An 18,200-nucleotide genomic window follows, 5' to 3' on the forward strand; every position below is an offset into this window, starting at 1 on the left:
AGGTCACTCTCCAAGATTATTTTCTTCAACGGGCCTTTCGGCCGGCCCCGGCGCCGCCGGGGGATTGGACGGCTCCACGTTTTCCGCCGCGCCGCCCAAGGGCAGTTCGGGCTCCTGCGCCCCGATGGGGCCTTCATCTTCAATAGCTTTATAGATGACAATTTCCCCGCCCGCCCGGGTTTGGCTGGCCCGGGCCAGCTTAAGCCGCATAACCTCCAGCAGGGCCAGGAAAGTGGCGATTATCTCCATTTTCACCCTTGAGGTGGCGAAGAGCGAGTCGAACGTTATGAACTCCTCGGTGTCCAGCCGGGTCATCATCTCGTTTATCTTGTCGGTTACGGACATCTCCTCCAGGGTGACGGTGTATTTGGATTCGGCGCCGAACCGCTGAAGTATCTTCTGGAATGCGCCCAGCAACTCGAAAACGCTAACTTCCAGAAGTATTTCCCCCTCGTCGGGCATATCCGCCTTGGAAGGTATCCGGGTGAAGGTCTGGGTCTGGTCCAGCTCCATTTCCCTGAGTTTCAGGGCCGCTTCCTTGAACTTTTTGTATTCCACCAGTTTGTGGATAAGCTCTTCGCGGGGGTCTTCACCCTCTTCCATCGCCTCTTCCTCGGCCACTTCGGGTTTTGGCAGAAGCATTTTGGATTTTATATAGGTAAGGGTGGCCGCCATAACCAGGAACTCCCCGGCCACCTCCAGGTTGAGCGATTTCATTATCTCTATATATTCGAGATACCGCTCGGTGATGGTGGCTATGGGGATGTCGTAAATGTCCAGCTGGTTCTCCTTTATCAGGTGCAAAAGGAGGTCCAGCGGCCCCTCGAAAACATCCAGCTTAACGTTGTAACTCATGTCTTTTTATAGTGTTAGGCTATTTGAAGCCCTTTGTTTCCCAATCCGGCCCCGTGTGTAAACTTGCCATTATAAACCATCAAACCAAAATATGGCCCAAATAAGGTTCCTGTTTTGCGGGTAGCCTTTTTTAACTGTCCGCCAGCCGTAACCGGCCATGAGAGGCATGGTAATTCGAAAGACCCGGGGTTTTAACCGAAGGTGGAGGAAAAGGAGAATTTGAGGGATTTGGAGGATTTGAAAAGGATGAAAAATATGGGGCATTTGTTGGAGTTTTCACCCTGTGTTAGGAGCGAACGATGTACGCGGTATGCGGATCGTTATGACGCCGTACCGCAACCTAAGGAACCGCCCCGGCGAAAGGCTTCGCCTTCGCCACCCCGCCTTGCCAAGGCGGGGAAAAGGAATCCGTGGCCGGGAGATATCCAGTAGGGGCGATTTGCAAATCGCCCTGGGTAAGTCAACAGGTTGCCAGCACAGGAAACCGTGGTCGGGCGACCACGGGGAAGCGTTCATATGGCGACTACGGGGAAGCGGTCATGAGGCGACCACGGGGAAGCGTTCATAGCGCCACCTCCTTTATAGGTGGTGTCCCAGTTTGAATCCCAAATAATAGACAGATCCTTCACTTCGCTGGCGCTTCGTTCAGGATGACAATGTTATCAACGGCTTTTATATTGTCATTCTGAGCGTAAGTGAAGAATCTCCCCTGTACTTTCAAACTGGGACACTACCCCTTTATAGCCAAACTTGCTTCATCCGCTTCGCCGGGGTCGCCCAACCCCGGGAGATATCCAGTAGGGGCGATTTGCTAATCGCCCAGCTTTTTTAGCCGCTTCCAGGGTTTTCCAGATGTCTTCCTTGGTGTGGGCCAGGGACATGAAACCCGCCTCGAATTGGCTGGGGGCCATGTACACCCCGTTTTCCAGCATGGCCAGGAAGAATTTGGCGAACCTGGCGGTGTCGCAGGTTTTGGCGCTCTTATAGTCGTAAACCTCCGGCGCATCCGTAAGGAACATGGAGAACAGCGACCCGGCGCGGTTGAACACCGCCGGAACGCCCGCCTCCTGCGCAAGACCCTGCAAGCCGTCGCATAGGGTGCCGGTGAGGTCGTCCAGTTTCCCGTAAACGCCCGGTTCGGCCAGAATCCTGAGCGTCTCCATCCCGGCCGCCATGGCCAGCGGATTGCCCGAGAGGGTGCCAGCCTGATATATGGGGCCCGCCGGGGCCACCTGTTCCATGATCTCCCGTTTGCCGCCGTAGGCGCCCACAGGGAGGCCGCCGCCGATTATCTTGCCCATGGTGGTAAGGTCCGGCGTAACATGATAAAGCTCCTGCGCGCCGCCTAAAGCCAGCCGGAAGCCTGTTATAACCTCGTCGAATATCAGCAGGGCGCCGTATTTGTCGCAAAGGGAGCGGAGCCCTTTTAAATAGCCCGGCTGGGGGAGTATCACCCCCATGTTGCCGATGACAGGCTCCACTATCACGCAGGCTATGGATTTGCCTTCGGCCTCGAATTCCCGCTCCACGGCGTCCAGGTCGTTATAGGGGAGCGACCGGGTAAGCTCCGCCAGGGCTTTGGGCACGCCGGGGGAGTCTGGCAGGCCCAGGGTTTCCACGCCGGAACCGGCCTGCACGAGCATGGAGTCTCCATGGCCGTGGTAGCACCCGTCGAACTTTATTATCTTGTCGCGCCCGGTGTATCCGCGGGCAAGGCGGATCGCGCTTATCACCGCCTCGGTGCCGGAGCTTACCATCCGCACCATTTCCACCGATGGCACGGCTTTAACCACAAGCCCGGCCATCTCGGTTTCCATCCCGGTGGGGGCGCCGAAACTGGTGCCGTTAACCATGGCGCTACCGATGGCGCCCAGCACCCTGGGGTTGGCGTGTCCGGCTATCATGGGACCCCATGAGCTGACGTAGTCTATATATTCCTTGCCGTCCACGTCGGTGATCTTGCACCCTTTGGCGCTTTTTACGAACACAGGGGCGCCGCCCACGGCGCGGAAGGCGCGAACGGGGCTGTTGACGCCGCCGGGGATGACTTTCTTGGCCTGTTCGAACAGGCGGGAAGATTCGCTCATTTAGAAAATAAAACTCCAGTGTAATGGGTCAGACGTATTTGCCTATTATAAGCTCCAGGTCTTTCCTGGCGCTGGCGGGAATCATCGCCGGGTTGGTCATGATGCCGTGTTTGAGCGCGTCTTTGCAACCGCAGTCGCGCTCCTTTTTTATCATGGGCACGCCAGCTTTGATGGCCGCCTTGGAGTTGGCCACGTTGGCGTTCATTGTGGCGATAACCTGCTCCACGGTGACCACTTCGTTGTGCCAGCAGTCGTAATCGGTGGCAAGGGCGATGGTGGCGTAACAAATTTCCGCCTCGCGGGCCAGCTTGGCCTCCTGCAGGTTGGTCATGCCGATAACCTCGGCCCCCCAGGAACGGTACAAGCGCGACTCGGCCCGGGTGGAGAACAGCGGCCCTTCCATGCAGACGTATGCGCCGCCCATGTGGGATGTCCAGCCCACCTTTTTGGTTGCCTCGTGGAGGACACCGGCCAGATAGCCGCACACAGGGTCGGCAAAAGATACATGGGCCACCACACCGTTACCGAAGAAAGTGTCGGCCCGTTTGCCCCGGGTGCGGTCTATAAACTGGTCTATCACCACGGCGTGGCCGGGATGGATTTCCTCTTTGAGCGAGCCCACGGCGGAGACGGATATGATGCGTTCCACCCCCAGCTTTTTCATGGCCCAAATGTTGGCGCGGAAATTAAGCTCCGAGGGGAGAATCCTGTGACCCCGGCCATGGCGGGGCAGGAAGGCCATTTCAACCCCGTCCAGGGTTCCCGTGACAATCTCGTCCGAAGGGTCGCCGAAAGGGGTGGGCACCTTTACGGATTTTACGTTCAAAAGCCCTTCCATTTCGTACAGGCCACTGCCGCCGATGATGCCGATGGTCATTGGTGAAAATCTCCAGTTATGGGCGATTTATGGACGGATAACTATCGCATAACGGCGCCCGGCCTTCAAGAGGGGAAATAACCATCCGCTATCGCGTTGACAATGGACCGTTCCGGATGCATCATCAAACAAAGACTCCACAATAAAGGCCCATACCATGGAATGCCCCAAGTGCGGCCATAAGCAACCGGATGGCGCGAAAGAATGCGAACGATGCGGCATTATTTTCAGCAAATGGCGCGAAAGGCAGGAGAGGCAGGAAAGGGGCGAACCCAGCAGGTCAACCAGTAGCTCAATCAAGGTTCAGCCGTTAAACCCTTACGCCGTCAAAAAAGATTCCAAAGACTGGGTTGGGTACATCCAGCCGGCCATCATTTTAATCGCGTTTCTGGGCGCGGGGCTCTGGATACATCACGACCTGAACAACTGGCGGGAATTCACGTCGCCCACCAGGGGTTTCACGCTGGAGTTCCCCGGAACGCCGGAATCACAAACCGACAGCTCCACGGTAAGGCCGGACCCTTCCATAACTGTGTACCTGACTTCGGAGTTCCACCAGGTGGCGCCATTGTTCGGCATACCCGGCATCTATTACGCGGTGATGGTTGCGGATTATAAATACCAGTCCAGCCAGCCTGTGGAATGGGACGATGAAAAAGGTTTCGCCGGGTTCCGGGACGGGGTGATAAAGGAGCTGGGGTTTGCCGCCCGGGTAGAGTCGCAGAGTGATGTGGAAATCGCCGGATACCGGGGCAAGGAATACAATTTTTCCGCCAACATAAGAAAAGCCACCATCCGGGTTTTCCGCAAGGGGGACAGGATGTACGCCCTGGCGGTGATGCATCCGCCGCTTCTTACCCTGGCCGAGGATAAAGAGCGGTTTTTCGGTTCGTTGAGGTTGGAGTAGAACTAGAAGGGAAATGGAACCGTGGTCGGGCGATATCCCCAGTAGGGGCGATTTGCTAATCGCCCAGGGTAAGTCAACAGGTTGCCAGCACAGGAATCCGTGGTCGGGCGACCACGGGGAAACGCTCATATGACGACCACGGGGAAGCGTTTATATGACGACTACGGGGAAGCGCTTAATTTGTATATCACCCCCTAATTCTGGTACACCACCGGGACGCTGGAACCGTCGTGGCATCCGCCCGCTGAACAGGCGCCGCTAGTGGGCTGGGTGACCATGGGCATGGAGTTCCCCTGGACCGTGGCGGAATATCCGCCGGAGGGGGCGCCGCGCTGGGTGTAAAAGTTGCCGCTGGCGTCGGCCACCACTTCTATTACCGACCCGCCGGACTCGGTGATAACGATAACAGCGCCAGGGGCTGTTCTGGCCCCGCCATCCTGATACACGCTTCCGGCGTAGGTGGCGCTGTGGCACTCTTTACAGTTGCGTCCCGTGTTATGGCTGGACTTGCCGGTTCCGCTTTCTCCCAGGCTCCCCCCTAATTCCTCACCGCAAGCTGATAAAGAAATCGCGGAGAGCAATAGGAACGCCGTTGCCCCGTTGCAAATCATTTTAGATGGGAACATCCGGTTCAAACATCCTCCCTTGATGTGAATCACAAAAACGGCCCCCAGCCTTTTTAAGGCCGGGAGCCGTCTTACAAAACCTTTTACAAATGCAAACCGTTAAACCGGTTTACGCCCGTTACGCGTTACCGCAGGGGCAACACGTTGTGGCACGCGGCGCCGCCGGTGGCGCAGGAGCCGCTGGTGGGCCGGGTGACCATGGTACCGGCCGCTGTGGAGGAGGTGTAACCGCCCGCAGGGTTGCCGGTGACGCAGAAGGCGCCAGTGGAGTCGGTGGTGGCGGTAAGAACCGTCCCGGAGGTCTCGGTGATGGTGATGGCGGTGTTGGCCGGGCCGCCGGTTATCCAGTAAGAGGTGGCGTCGGCGGTGTTACAGGCGGCCGGGGTGGGGGCCGGAGCCGGTTCGCCAGAGGTTCCGCCGGAGGTGGAAGTGTCACCGGAAGTACCGCCGGAGGTGGAAGTGTCCCCGGACGTGCCGCCGCTGGTGGACGTATCTCCGGAAGTGCCGCCGGAAGTGGACGAGCTGTCACCGGAAGAAGACGAGGAGCCGCAGGCGCTCATCATCACCGGAGCCACCGCCAGAAGGGCCGCGAAGGCGTAACGGATAAGTGAGTTGTTCATTTAAAAAAAAGACCTCCAAATGATGTTTTATATTTCCGCAAAGGGCTTCCCTAAAAGCCCATTGCCATGAACCTTGTTATAGGCTCCCTCTCTCAAGTCTTCGACAGGAAAAGCAGGTTCCATGCCATGAATAAAGATGCATGTTAGTTACGTCTCATTTGATAGCTATCCTTATGAAATGTAATGAATTATAATTTTGAGTGCCGGTTACGCCCCCATAACTTTCCCGGCTTATCGAATAGCGGCTAGCGTCCTGATTCAGGACAAATGTCCATAACGGAGTGTCCTTAAATGAGTCTTTATCAATTATGGTGGGCGAAGATGAATTTATTATTAAAACCTTCGTGATTACAATAAGTACACTTGCCCAAAACCCAAATGCCGGGTAATATTTTTAAACACGATCCACGCCATAGGCCGCGCCGCCCTTATTCAAACCTGCATACCGCCAGCGGGCGCCGGTAAAAAGTGGCTCTAATGTTTTTTGGCGGTGAAGTTTTGGGGGTGTATTGATGTTAAGAGTGTCGTTGTCTGACACGCTGGCGATGATACTCGGTGGCGGCAGGGGCACAAGGCTTTACCCGCTCACCAAGGAACGATGCAAACCGGCGGTGCCTCTGGGCGGGAAGTACCGTTTGATAGACGTGCCCATCTCCAACTGCATAAACAGCGGCCTGCGTCAGATATACATCGTATCCCAGTTTAACAGCGCATCCCTTAACCATCATGTGGCCCAGGCTTACAGGATGGACTCGTTCACCAACAGTTTCGTGAGCGTGCTTGCGGCCACCCAGACGGATTTCTGGCGGGAAGACTGGTTTCAGGGCACCGCCGACGCGGTTCGCAAATGCGTGAGCCTGGCCCATCTGCCCGAATACAAGCGGGTGGTGATATTAAGCGGCGACCAGCTTTACAAGATGGATTACCGCAAAATGCTGGAGACCCACGAGGCCCACGACGCGGACATAACCATCGGCGTCCTGCCGGTGGAGCGGGACAAGGTGGACGCTTTCGGCATCATGCGCATAGACGGCGAAGATTCCATAGTGGATTTCGTGGAGAAACCAAAGGACGCCGAGGTGGTGGAGCGTTACCGGGTTTCCGAGGAGTTCGCCGCGAAAACGGGTATAGCCTACACGGATAAAAGATGGCTGGCCAGCATGGGGATATACGTGTTCGACTCCAGGGTCCTGCTGGAGATATTGAAGGATGAAAGCCAGATAGATTTCGGACGGGACGTTATACCCTCGGCCCTTTCGCGATATAAAACCTGCGCCCACCTTTTCGACGGGTATTGGGAAGACATAGGAACCATAAAATCATTCTTCGAGGCCAACATAATGCTTGGCGCCCGCTGGCCGGAATTCGACTTTTACGGTGACGAGGCCAGCAAGATTTTCACCAACCAGCGCTACCTGAACGCCTCCCGGCTGATGGGGGCGCATGTGACCGAGTCCATGATAAGCGACGGTTGCTTTATAGACGAGGGGACGGCCATCATAAAATCGGTAATCGGGTTGCGGAGTTCCATAGGGGCCGGGTCGCACATCGAGGAGGCGGTGATATTCGGGGCGGACTACTACAAACGGCCGGAGATGGAATCGGCCAGGCCGCCCCTGGGCATCGGGCCGAACACGCTTATCAAGAGGGCGATACTGGACAAGAACGTTACCATCGGCGCCGGGGCGAAAATAGTAAACCGCCACAATACCGAACACGAGGATGGGGAATTTTACCATATCCGCAACGGGGTTGTGGTTATCCCCAAAGGGGCTGTGGTGCCGCCGGGCGCGGTGATTTAACAGCGGTATTCGTGGCGCGCAATAGCGCCACCTCCTTTATAGGTGGTGTCCCAGTTTGAATCTCAAATAATAGACAGATCCTTCACTCCGCTTGCGCTTCGTTCAGGATGACAATGTTATCAACGGTTTTTATATTGTCATTCTGAGCGTAAGTGAAGAATCTCCCCTGTACTTTCAAACTGGGACACCACCCCTTTATAGCCAAACTTTCTTCATCCGCTTCGCCGGGGTCGCCCGACCCCGGGCGATATCCAGTAGGGGCGATTTGCTAATCGCCCAGGGGAAAGTCAACAGGTTGCCAGCATAGGAATCCGTGGTCGGGCCACCACGGGGAAGCGTTCATAGCGCCACCTCCTTTATAGGTGGTGTCTCAGTTTGAATCTCAAATAATAGACAGATCCTTCACTTCGCTTGCGCTTCGCTCAGGATGACAATGTTATCAACGGCTTTTATATTGTCATTCTGAGCGTAAGTGAAGAATCTCCCCTGTACTTTCAAACGCCACCACAGGGAAGCGTTAGAGTAGGAATCCGTGGTCGGGCCACCACGGGGAAGCGTTTAAATCGCCACCCCAATCCTGTCCTCACAACAGCTCCCATGATATGGTATTATTCCAAAGTTTCGCCCAAAGCCAGGCTTTGGAATGTATGTTACTGTTACAGGTTATATGGCTAAGAAAGAAGAGAATGTGGAGCCGGAGATTATCCGGATAGTCAAGAAAGGCCACGGCGGACATCACGGCGGGTCATGGAAAGTGGCCTATGCCGACTTCGTTACGGCCATGATGGCGTTTTTCCTGCTCCTTTGGCTGTTAAGCATGGTGTCCAAGGAGAAGAAAATACTGCTGTCCCAATACTTCAACAACGTGAGCCTTTCCAACGTGAAGGGGGGCTTGCCGTTTATGGAGTCCGGCTCCCGCAACCTTACCGAAGAACAGCACGACCTTATAACGTCGCTGTCGGTGGACAGCGAGAAGATCTCCGAAAAGATGCCGGGTGGAAAGCCGGTAATGTCTGAAATTGAAAAGGCGCTGGTGTCCAAACTTATGGAGATAGCCGACCAGGTGCGGGTGAACTCGGCGGAAGAAGGGGTTCGCATAGAGATAGGCGATACGGAGAAAAGCAGGCTGTTCCAGCCGGGGGGCGCGGTTCTAACCGACAACGCGAAGAAAATCATCCACGCGGTGGCGGACAACATAAAGGGGCATGTTACCAGGCTTTCCATAGAGAGCCATTCGGAGACTTTCAAAGACCAGAAAGAGGATAGCGCGTGGGAGATGTCTTTGGCCCGGGCCATGGCCGTTCGCGCGGAGCTGGAAGCCAGCGGGGTGAACCCGTTTTCCATCGAGAAGATCATAAGTTACGGTGACAGGCTGTTGGTGGACAAGGCAAATCCGGGGAGCGTGGTGAACAACCGGGTGAACATAGTACTGCTGGACAATAGCAGGAAGGATAAGTCTAAAGAAGACGGCAATGGCGCCCCGGCCCCAGCGCAGGGCGCGGCTGGCGCGGGAGCGCCCGCCCCCGCCACCCACTAGCGGGCGGAGCGCGTGTCTAGAATTTACCGAGCGCTACAAGTATAAGCCCGGCCACCATAAGCATTAACCCGCCCATCCTCAAGGCCGTGCGGGGAGTCTTGAGGAGTATGGCCGAGACTTTTTTCATTTGTTCCGGCGCCACGAAATACGGGACACCTTCGATAACCATCACCATGCCAACGACCATCACGAAAAGCTTCATTTAAACAGCGCCTCGGGTGTATATGGAAAAAACCATTATACAAAAAAACGCCCGGTTAAGGATTAATGGGCGGGATTACAGACGAAGCGGTTTTTATGGCGCGCTTGCACGGCCTGTTACATTATTTGCAGGACGGCGTATTTTACCGGTTCTTCCGTCCAGATACCCAGTCATGGGTTTCCAGTAATATATATTGAAAAGATCCTCATCCTTCGTGATCAATCCCACATGCCCGCCGATGGGGCTTTCGCGATATAAAGATTCTTTCGGTAGTGTCCCAGTTTGGAAGTAAGGGGGGGCACTTACGCCCAGAATGACAATATAAAAGCCGTTGATAACATTGTCATCCCGGGCGAAGCGCAAGCGAAGTGGAGGATCTGTCTGTTATTTGAGATTCAAACTGAGACACCACCCTTCTTTCCCTTCCGTTTGATCTCGCCGGCCAACCTAAGGTGTAAACGATGTCCCCGGTCAATGTGTAAATGATGTATCAGGTCTGAACCATCTCCCTGCCACTCCCTCGAGGGGAGAGGCAAGGAGAAGAGAAATCCCTGACTATCTAAACTTCCACGGCCTCCCTGGGTTTGCCGGTGTAGCCTGCGGGTTTGGGTAACGGCTCTATGGCTTTCAAGGCCCGTTCCACGCCCGCTTCGTCCATCCGGTCGTCCACAAGCTTGCCTTCGAAATAATTGTCGTATGCGGCCATGTCGAAATGCCCGTGGCCGGAAAGGTTGAACAGTATCACCCGCTCTTTCCCTTCTTCTTTCGCCCGCTGGGCCTCCACAATGGCGTGGCGGATGGCGTGGGAGGATTCCGGCGCCGGGATTATCCCTTCGGCGCGGCAGAAGGTGATGGCCGCGTCGAAACACTCCAGCTGGGGATAGGCCGCCGCCTCGATGATGTTGTCCAGCAACATCTGGCTTGTGATGGGCGACGCCGAGTGATACCGCAGGCCGCCGGCGTGGATGCCGGGCGGTACGAAATCGTGACCGAGGGTGAACGATGGGATAAGGGGCGTAAGCTGAGCGGTGTCGCCGAAATCGTAGGCGTATATCCCCTTGGTGAGGGTGGGGCATGAGGCGGGCTCCACCGCCACAATGCGCACGTTCTTGCCGTGAGCCCTGTCCCGGACGTAGGGGTGGGCGATGCCGCCGAAGTTGGAGCCGCCGCCGCAACAGCCGATGACCACGTCCGGGTACGCCCCGGCCATCTCCATCTGCTTTTGCGCTTCCAGCCCGATTACAGTCTGGTGCAATAGCACATGGTTTAACACCGAACCCAGCGCATAGTTGGTGTCCGGATTGGTTGCGGCCACTTCCACCGCCTCGGATATGGCTATGCCAAGGCTACCGGTGGAGTTGGGGTCACGGGCCAGTATCATCCTTCCGGCGTTGGTGGTGTTTGAGGGGGAGGGGATAACCTTGCCGCCCCAGCAGTTCATCATGTACCGCCGGTAGGGTTTCTGTTCGTAACTCACCTTCACCATGTACACCAGCACTTCCAGCCCGAACATGTTTCCCGCCAGGCTCATGGCGGAGCCCCACTGGCCCGCGCCGGTTTCGGTGGCTATCTTTTTGATGCCCGCCTGCTTGTTGTAATAGGCCTGGGCCACGGCGGTGTTGGGCTTGTGGCTACCGGCGGGCGAGCCGCCCTCGTACTTGTAAAATATCCTGGCGGGCGTGCCCAGCGCCTTTTCCAGCCTGCGGGCCCGGAACAGCGGGGAAGGGCGCCACATGGCGTAAATGTCCAGCACCTCCTGGGGGATGTCTATCCACCGCTCGGCGCTTACCTCTTGCTCGATCAGGGCCATGGGGAAAAGCGGGGCCAGGTCTTGCGGCCCCACGGGCTGGCCCGTGCCGGGGTGGAGCGGCGGCTGGGGCGGATTTGGAAGGTCGGCCAGAACGTTGTACCACTGCCTTGGGATATCCGAATTGTTCAGGAGATACTTGGTTTGCTCAGGCATTTTATTTTCCCCCCGGTTCGTGAAATAAGAGGTTGCGCCCGGAGGTTTGCGGAAATTTCCCCGGGTAGTGGAGATTTTAGTTGGTTTAGGGAGTTTCAATCAAGAAAGATTAAAGGGCTGGCCGATAGGCCCGGCGTTATCTGTTAACATATCCGCATGATTGATTTTTCGGCAACCCTGGCCGGTGGCCCGGCTATCCGAGCGGGGGTGGACATTTGCTCGCAATACCGCATCCGCCATGCGGCGGAACGGCATGGGGAGCGGTTCATCCATCAGGTGTTCACCGAACGGGAGATAGCGTATTGCTCCACCCAGGCGGACCCGTATCCATCTTATACCGCCCGGTTCGCCGCCAAGGAGGCGGTGATGAAACTGCTGGGCAAAGGGGTGTGGGTTATCCCCTTCACCAATGTGGAGGTGGGCCGGGGGGCAGAAGGCAGGCCGTTCATCATCCTCACCGGAAAGGCCGAGGAACTGGCCCGGGAACTGGGGATCAAGAGCATGGACGTAACCATATCCCACGAGAAAGATGGTTACGCCGTGGCGTTTGTGACGGCGCTGGCGGACCCAAAAAAGCCTTCTTCCGGCCGTTAGGCTCCCTTGGTGTTACAATATCGGCTCTGGTTTTCTGATATAAAATTCCCATGGAACAAAAACACGTAGTATCGGCCAGGAAATTCCGGCCCCAAACTTTTTCCCAGGTGGTGGGGCAACAGCACATCGTGCGCGCCCTGGGCTATGCCTTGAACTCGGGCAGGATAGCCCACGGCTATCTTTTCGCCGGGACGCGGGGCGTGGGCAAGACCACCACCGCCCGGATCCTTGCCAAGGCGCTCAACTGCATAAAAGGCCCCACGGCGGAACCCTGCCTTGAATGCGCCAATTGCAAGGAGATAGCCGCAGGGACATCTGTTGACGTAATAGAGATAGACGGAGCCTCCAACCGTGGCATTGAGAACATCCGGGAGCTGAGGGAGAACGCCCGGTTCTCCCCCACCAGTTCGCGGCACAAGATATACATAATCGACGAGGTCCACCAGATAACCAAAGACGGTTTCAACGCCCTGTTGAAAACCCTGGAAGAGCCGCCCGCCCACGTGGTGTTCATCTTCGCCACCACGGAACTGGCCAAGGTGCCGGTGACCATACTTTCCCGGTGCCAGGTGTTCGAATACCGGAGCATCTCCCTTGCCGACATCGCAAAACAGCTGGAGATGATAGCCGGACACGAGGGGGTGGAGGCGACGCCCACGGCCATTCAACTGTTGGCGCGGCGGGCCAAAGGCTCCATGCGGGACGCGCAGTCGCTGTTCGACCAGGCGGCGGCGTATGGCGGCGGAAAAGTTACCGAGGAGGACATCCAGCTGATACTTGGTCTGGTCAACAGGTCCACGCTGATAAATGTCATGGACGCGGCGACCCGGCAGGACAAGGCGTCGCTGTTGGAGCTGTCGGAGATGGTTGCCCAGTCGGGTTACGACCCGGCGCTGTTCGTGGAAGAGCTGTTGGAAACCGTGCGGGACATCATGGCGGTTAAGATAAAACCGGAAAACGCGGCGCGGCTTGCCGAAGAGGAGCGCGCCCCGGTGGAAAACTGGGCGCGGGCGCTGGATTTCGACGAGATACAAAGGTTCTTCAGCTCCCTTGTGCAGACAATGGAAGAGATGCGGTATTCCCACATGCCAACGCTGAACCTTGCCATGGGGCTTCTGCGGCTGTCGGAAAAACGTGGCATGGCGCGAATAGAGGACATTCTGGACAGGGTGGCCCGCGCCGAGGCCATCGTGGAAAAAGGGGTTCCCGGCGCGGAAAGGGCCGCCCCGGCGCCTTTGCGCATTCCGCAGGGCTCAAACGCCGCTAAAAAGCTGGAGCCAAACCTGGAGCCCGCCCCGGCGGAGATAACCAAAGCCTTCAGCCAGGGCGGCGCGGAAGATTTAAAGAAAGCGTTCCAGACGGCCCGCCCGGTTCTCATTGGATATCTGCAGAACGCAACCCTGGCCCTGCGGGACATGAACTATACGATAACGGTGGACGACCTGCTCGCCAGGGAACATCTGGAAGAGCCGGAAACCAGGAAGACACTGGAGGACATCGCCCAGAAAGTCACCGGAAAAGCGTTGCGGCAGGTGGTTGTTTACCAGCCTGAAAAAAAAAAGGAAACTGACCCCCAGTTAGCAAGGAATAAGGAGATAGAATCCTCCATAAAAAAACACCTCACCGAAACGCCCATCGTGCAGAGCGCACTGGAGATATTCGGCGGGGACATTGTGGACGTGAAGGTAAGGAAAGACGGCAGGTTAAACCCGCCATCGGATAACTGATTATCGAATTTATTGGAGAGTTTAAGAGATGTCCAAAGGTTTTGGGAACCTGATGCGGCAGGTCCAGCAGATGCAGAAGAAAATGGCGATAACCCAGGAAGAGCTTAACGGCAAAACCATCGAGGGTGAAGCGGGCCATGGCAAGGTGAAAGTGACCGTCACCGGAGGGCTGGAGATAAAAAGCGTGTCCATAGACAAAGACGTGGTGGATCCGGCGGACACCGGTATGCTGGAAGACCTGCTGGCCGTGGCGGTGAACGACGCGCTTTCCAAGGCGAAAAAGATGAAAGACGACGAGTTCTCCAAACTCACCGCTGGCCTGCCGGTGAACCTGCCGGGGATGCTGTAACAACGTGACAGGCTCCGATTCGCTGGCGCGTCTGGTGGAGCGCCTTCAAACCCTTCCCGGCGTGGGGCGCAAGACCGCCGAGCGGCTGGCGTTCCATATTTTAAAATCCACGCCGGACGAAGTGGGGAAGATCACCCAGGCCATGACGGATGTGAAGGAGAAAGCGCGGCTATGCTCGGTGTGCATGTCCATCACGGAGCAAGACCCGTGCGGCATTTGCGCGGACACCGGCAGGGACCACGCCACCATTTGCGTGGTGGAAGAGGCGCACGACGTTTACGCGCTGGAGAAGATGGGGGAATACAAGGGCGTGTACCATGTGTTGATGGGCGCCCTTTCGCCGCTGGACGGGATCGGCCCCGAAGAGTTAAAGCTGAAAGAGCTTGTGGCGCGGGTGGAGACGGGCGGCGTGAATGAGGTGATACTGGCCACAAACCCCAACGCCGAAGGGGAGGCCACCGCCATGTACGCCGCCAAACTGTTGAAACCCGCCGGCGTGGTGGTCACCCGCATAGCCCGGGGCCTGCCCATGGGTGGCGATCTGGAATACGCCGACGAGATGACGCTGAGCAAATCCCTGGGGGGAAGGCTTAGGATGTAAAGGCTATTTCAACCGGATAATAAAATGGCTTAAGCGCAATTAGCAATTGGTCCGGAATTCAATTAGACAGATACAGATTGATAGACAGGTTTCAAAAGAAGACAATACCCTTATGCCTGAAATATGCAGGTTCTTTGGTATCATTATCGCCATGTATTACAAAGACCACGCGCCACCGCATTTCCACGCTCGATATGGCGGGCAAAAGGCGATAATATCCATAGAGAGCCTTTCGGTCATCGATGGATATCTGGCTCCGCGCGTCCTTGGGATGGTTACAGAATGGGCGTTGGCGCACAGGGCCGAGCTTTACGAGGATTGGGAGTTGGCGCTTGCTATGAAAGGGTTGAAATCCATCGCTCCATTGGAGTAGGGAGGACACATACCATGCTTAAAGATGTCGTGTCTGTGAAGCCGCTTAATGACCACCGCCTTTTTGTCAGGTTCGAGGATGGCGCGGAAGGGGAGATAGATGTTTCGGCGCTGGTGTCATTCTCCGGTGTGTTTGCCCCGTTAAGTGAAAAAACCGGTTTTGACAAGGTGCGGGTGAACAGTGAACTGGGCTCCATTGAGTGGGAATGCGGAGCCGACCTTGACCCGGACGTGGTTTATTCCGTCATTACCGGCCAGCCCATACCCGACTACAGAAGCAAAGCCAAGGCTGGTTGATAACTGTTACATCCCTCCGGCCGGTTTTGCTTTCTGTGACTGGTTCAGGCAGTTTTTGAACCGGCTTACAAAGCCGGAATATTCGGCGAAAAGTTTTTCCTCCTCCACGGCGGCTATCGCAAGGGTCCGCTCCAGCTCCACGGTTTCGGAACGGTAAATCGAAAGCTTTTCGAACAGTATTTCCCGTTTGCGCTCGCCGGATTTCACGCCGTCATCGGCCTGGCTTGTCTTTTCGGTTAGGCGTTTGCGCTTGTCTTCCATTTCTTTCAGCCGCCCCTCCAGTTCGGAAAAAGCGCCGGAAAGGGTTGCCAAAAACTGCTCCTTGCGCGCGGCCAGCTCTTCCTTGTCTTTTTCGAACAGCGAATCGAAAGCTCCGTTTATCTCCTCCTTGCCCGTGCCGGGCAGGCGGCCGGTGAGCATTTCCAGGTATTTCCCTTTTACAACCGTCTCTTCCCGTTTGAGGCGTGATAGCTCCTCGCGGGAACGCAGAAGGTCTTTTTTAAGCAGATCTATGTTCTTAACCAGCTTTTTTAGCGTGTCGGCGGTCTCTTTGCGCAGAGCGGCCAGCTTGTCCAGCCGTTCCTTCGCCTGCGCTTTGCGGGCTCTGCTGGTTTTAAGCTTGTCCCGATATCCGCCCAAAGCGCTTTTCAGCGAATCCAGGGTTTGCCCCACCTCTTTTTCAAGGGCGGTAAGCCTCGATTCCATCATGTCTCCGCCGGTCTTGTTATCCATCGTTCAAAAATCCCGTCATCCAATTGACGCGGACATCCGCGATAAATAACAAGAACACAATCCGTGCCAAACCGGCGCGTAGATGGATTTTTGACGGGAGGTATGTTGCCTTTCCGGGATAAAGCGGGGGGGCCCGCTTCTCCGTGGTCGGGCGACCACGGGGAAGCGTTCGATGGGCGACCACGAGTAAGCATTGTCCGCTTCTCCGGGGTCGCCCGACCCCGGTTTTCACTACCTCAACTAAGAGCCGTGGTCCGGCCGGGCTGTTGCCCAAATAGTTTAGCGCCGTTTCAGCGATGTCGTCCCGGGCGTAGCGCAAGCGGAGACCCGGGATCAGGGCCTCTTTTCAAATACAGATAAGGTCGTGGCCCCGGCTCGCGCTTCGCTTGGCCGGGGTGACATTGCGGGAAACGGTTTGGGCAACAGCCCCCGGCGGCCACGGGGAAGCGCTAGATGGGTGGCCACGGAGTAACCTTGTCATGGTGAGTTTATCGAACCATGCCCCCCCATCACCCCTCGACAAGCTCGGGTGGCAACTCAACTCTGGTGTTTCATTCCGGCTCTGTCCACGGACGCCGTTGAACCATGCCGCCCGCTTGATGTAACATACTGCCTTCATTCATCGCCTGTTGGAGTTTATCCGAAATGAAATTCCCGTGCAGACACGGCGCCACGGCATGGCTGGGCGTGGCCATCACCTCCATGGCTTTCATGGGCGCCTATGCGTTCCTTATAGTGTTGAGCCGCGCGCCGGGTTTCAACATGCTCTTCACCGAGCAGGATTTTTTCAAGACCGCGCTGGTTACCCATGTGGTGCTGGCGGTGGTGATATGGTTTCTGGCCTTCGCCATATTCCTTATGTATTACGTCACGGCGGACAGGCAAACCCCCAGGCATGAGCTTTTCGCCGCTGGTGGCGCCTTGATGGGCGTGTTGTTCATAGTGGCCACCCCGTTTTCCGGCCCGGCTTTCCCGCAGTTGAACAACTATGTGCCGGTGCTGAACGCGCCGCTATATTTCACGGGCCTGCTGGTGTTTTTCGTTTCCGCCATACTGGGCTTTGTGTTCCGCGCCCCGGCGGTGTATGAGGCCACGGTTAAATCGAAGGCCGTGGAAGCCTCCGAGGGCGGCGCGTTGTTGCTGGCCGGGTTTGCGCTTGTCGTGGCGGTGACATGTTTCGCGCTGGCGGCTGTCGAGTTGAACTCCACCCCCGGAATGGATGTGTCCCGGCTGTTCTTCGAATCGCTATTCTGGGGCGGGGGGCATGTTCTGCAATTCGCCAACACGGCGGGCATGATGGCCGCCTGGGCCATTTTGGGCAGGAGCCTTTCCGGCGGGGCGGTTGTAAAGGAGAAGGCGGCATGGCTTGTGTTCGCGGCCATGGCGCTATTCATAGTGGCCGGCCCGCTTTATTACGCCAAAGCCCCGGTGGTTTCCACGGAGCACAGGACTTTCTTCTTACTGCTTAAAGGGTGGGGTTTGTCGTTCGGCCCAGTAGTTTTCGGCTATGCTGTGGCCAGCCGGTGGAGCGCCATAGGCGGGAAGGGGAGCGCGTCGCTGGGCTTGCTGGCCTCCATAACTCTTTTCGCGCTGGGCGGATTCATATCGCTGACCATAGAAGGGAGCGACACGCGGATACCGGCCCACTATCACGGCGTGATAGGCGCGGTTACACTGGCGTTTATGACCATGGGGCTATCCGCCATGACGGAGAACGGCAGGCTGGCCGTTAGCGAGAAATGGAAAAAGTTCCAGCTGGGGCTTTATGGCGTGGGCCAGGCCATGTTTGTCATCGGCCTTTTTATCGGCGGCACCCGGGGATTGCCCCGCAAAACTTTTGGCCAGGCCCAGGAGTTGGACGACGCCATGAAAGTGCTGGGAATGGGCGTAATGGGCATCGGCGGCGCGCTGGCCATCACCAGTGGCGCCATATTCGTGGTGTTCATGATAAAGGCGCTGGCCAAACGTACAGACGCGTAAGCTATGGAGCAGGATGGAATGGCGCGCTTAAGTTTAGCCGAGGCGTTCACCCTTCGACAAGCTCAGGGTGAC

The 18,200-nt window shown here is 56.7% G+C and carries 18 protein-coding genes; 10 read left to right on the forward strand and 8 right to left on the reverse strand.

The annotated features are described in order from the left end of the window. Positions 1 to 3: 3 nt before the first annotated feature. From HY751_13900 to mtnP, 3 genes are all read right to left on the reverse strand, one after another. The gene (locus HY751_13900; GenBank protein MBI4667490.1) at positions 4 to 855 is read right to left on the reverse strand and encodes a segregation/condensation protein A; all 852 of its coding nucleotides are present in this window, start codon (positions 853 to 855) and stop codon (positions 4 to 6) included. Between the two features lie 755 nt (positions 856 to 1,610). Next, positions 1,611 to 2,942, reverse strand: coding sequence for a glutamate-1-semialdehyde 2,1-aminomutase (gene hemL / locus HY751_13905; protein ID MBI4667491.1), 1,332 nt, complete (start codon positions 2,940 to 2,942; stop codon positions 1,611 to 1,613). Between the two features lie 28 nt (positions 2,943 to 2,970). Then, entirely contained in the window at positions 2,971 to 3,819 is an 849-nt protein-coding gene (mtnP, locus tag HY751_13910; protein MBI4667492.1) for an S-methyl-5'-thioadenosine phosphorylase, read from the reverse strand. 157 nt (positions 3,820 to 3,976) lie between these two features. Between mtnP and HY751_13915 the strand changes: the two genes are divergently transcribed. Further along, complete coding sequence (locus HY751_13915) at positions 3,977 to 4,726, forward strand: zinc ribbon domain-containing protein (protein MBI4667493.1); 750 nt, start codon at positions 3,977 to 3,979, stop codon at positions 4,724 to 4,726. A 194-nt stretch (positions 4,727 to 4,920) separates the two neighbouring features. Here HY751_13915 and HY751_13920 read toward each other — a convergent pair whose 3' ends face one another. Together HY751_13920 and HY751_13925 are read right to left on the reverse strand one after the other, a co-directional pair. Continuing rightward, the gene (locus HY751_13920) at positions 4,921 to 5,307 is read right to left on the reverse strand and encodes a hypothetical protein (GenBank protein ID MBI4667494.1); all 387 of its coding nucleotides are present in this window, start codon (positions 5,305 to 5,307) and stop codon (positions 4,921 to 4,923) included. Between the two features lie 170 nt (positions 5,308 to 5,477). Beyond that, positions 5,478 to 5,972: a hypothetical protein gene (locus HY751_13925; protein ID MBI4667495.1), complete on the reverse strand. Its 495-nt coding sequence runs from the start codon at positions 5,970 to 5,972 to the stop codon at positions 5,478 to 5,480. Positions 5,973 to 6,493: 521 nt separating this feature from the next. Between HY751_13925 and HY751_13930 the strand changes: the two genes are divergently transcribed. Next, complete coding sequence (locus tag HY751_13930; GenBank protein MBI4667496.1) at positions 6,494 to 7,774, forward strand: glucose-1-phosphate adenylyltransferase; 1,281 nt, start codon at positions 6,494 to 6,496, stop codon at positions 7,772 to 7,774. 667 nt (positions 7,775 to 8,441) lie between these two features. Then, a complete protein-coding gene (locus tag HY751_13935) occupies positions 8,442 to 9,311 on the forward strand; it encodes an OmpA family protein (GenBank protein ID MBI4667497.1) in 870 nt (289 codons plus the stop codon). 16 nt (positions 9,312 to 9,327) lie between these two features. Here the strand turns inward: HY751_13935 and HY751_13940 are convergent, their stop codons facing one another. Together HY751_13940 and HY751_13945 are read right to left on the reverse strand one after the other, a co-directional pair. After that, positions 9,328 to 9,513, reverse strand: coding sequence for a DUF2065 domain-containing protein (locus HY751_13940; GenBank protein ID MBI4667498.1), 186 nt, complete (start codon positions 9,511 to 9,513; stop codon positions 9,328 to 9,330). Between the two features lie 559 nt (positions 9,514 to 10,072). After that, positions 10,073 to 11,476 (reverse strand): TrpB-like pyridoxal phosphate-dependent enzyme, encoded by a 1,404-nt coding sequence (locus HY751_13945; GenBank protein MBI4667499.1) that lies wholly within the window; start codon positions 11,474 to 11,476, stop codon positions 10,073 to 10,075. Positions 11,477 to 11,632: 156 nt separating this feature from the next. On the opposite strand from HY751_13945, the gene acpS reads away from it, so the two are divergent. From acpS to HY751_13975, 6 genes are all read left to right on the forward strand, one after another. After that, positions 11,633 to 12,070 (forward strand): holo-ACP synthase, encoded by a 438-nt coding sequence (acpS, locus tag HY751_13950; GenBank protein MBI4667500.1) that lies wholly within the window; start codon positions 11,633 to 11,635, stop codon positions 12,068 to 12,070. A 50-nt stretch (positions 12,071 to 12,120) separates the two neighbouring features. After that, positions 12,121 to 13,797, forward strand: a complete 1,677-nt coding sequence (gene dnaX / locus HY751_13955; GenBank protein MBI4667501.1) for a DNA polymerase III subunit gamma/tau — start codon at positions 12,121 to 12,123, stop codon at positions 13,795 to 13,797. Positions 13,798 to 13,825: 28 nt separating this feature from the next. Next, on the forward strand, positions 13,826 to 14,146 hold the full coding sequence (locus HY751_13960) for a YbaB/EbfC family nucleoid-associated protein (GenBank protein ID MBI4667502.1): 321 nt from the start codon (positions 13,826 to 13,828) through the stop codon (positions 14,144 to 14,146). A 4-nt stretch (positions 14,147 to 14,150) separates the two neighbouring features. Continuing rightward, positions 14,151 to 14,747, forward strand: a complete 597-nt coding sequence (recR, locus tag HY751_13965; protein MBI4667503.1) for a recombination protein RecR — start codon at positions 14,151 to 14,153, stop codon at positions 14,745 to 14,747. A 112-nt stretch (positions 14,748 to 14,859) separates the two neighbouring features. Further along, positions 14,860 to 15,120: a DUF4160 domain-containing protein gene (locus tag HY751_13970; GenBank protein ID MBI4667504.1), complete on the forward strand. Its 261-nt coding sequence runs from the start codon at positions 14,860 to 14,862 to the stop codon at positions 15,118 to 15,120. Between the two features lie 14 nt (positions 15,121 to 15,134). Further along, positions 15,135 to 15,416: a DUF2442 domain-containing protein gene (locus tag HY751_13975; protein ID MBI4667505.1), complete on the forward strand. Its 282-nt coding sequence runs from the start codon at positions 15,135 to 15,137 to the stop codon at positions 15,414 to 15,416. Between the two features lie 6 nt (positions 15,417 to 15,422). Here HY751_13975 and HY751_13980 read toward each other — a convergent pair whose 3' ends face one another. Next, on the reverse strand, positions 15,423 to 16,148 hold the full coding sequence (locus HY751_13980) for a hypothetical protein (protein MBI4667506.1): 726 nt from the start codon (positions 16,146 to 16,148) through the stop codon (positions 15,423 to 15,425). Between the two features lie 645 nt (positions 16,149 to 16,793). On the opposite strand from HY751_13980, the gene HY751_13985 reads away from it, so the two are divergent. After that, entirely contained in the window at positions 16,794 to 18,128 is a 1,335-nt protein-coding gene (locus HY751_13985) for a cbb3-type cytochrome c oxidase subunit I (GenBank protein ID MBI4667507.1), read from the forward strand. Positions 18,129 to 18,200: the final 72 nt, after the last annotated feature.

The organism is Nitrospinota bacterium (assembly GCA_016208975.1).
In the GTDB taxonomy this organism is placed as follows: domain Bacteria; phylum Nitrospinota_A; class UBA7883; order UBA7883; family JACRLM01; genus JACQXA01.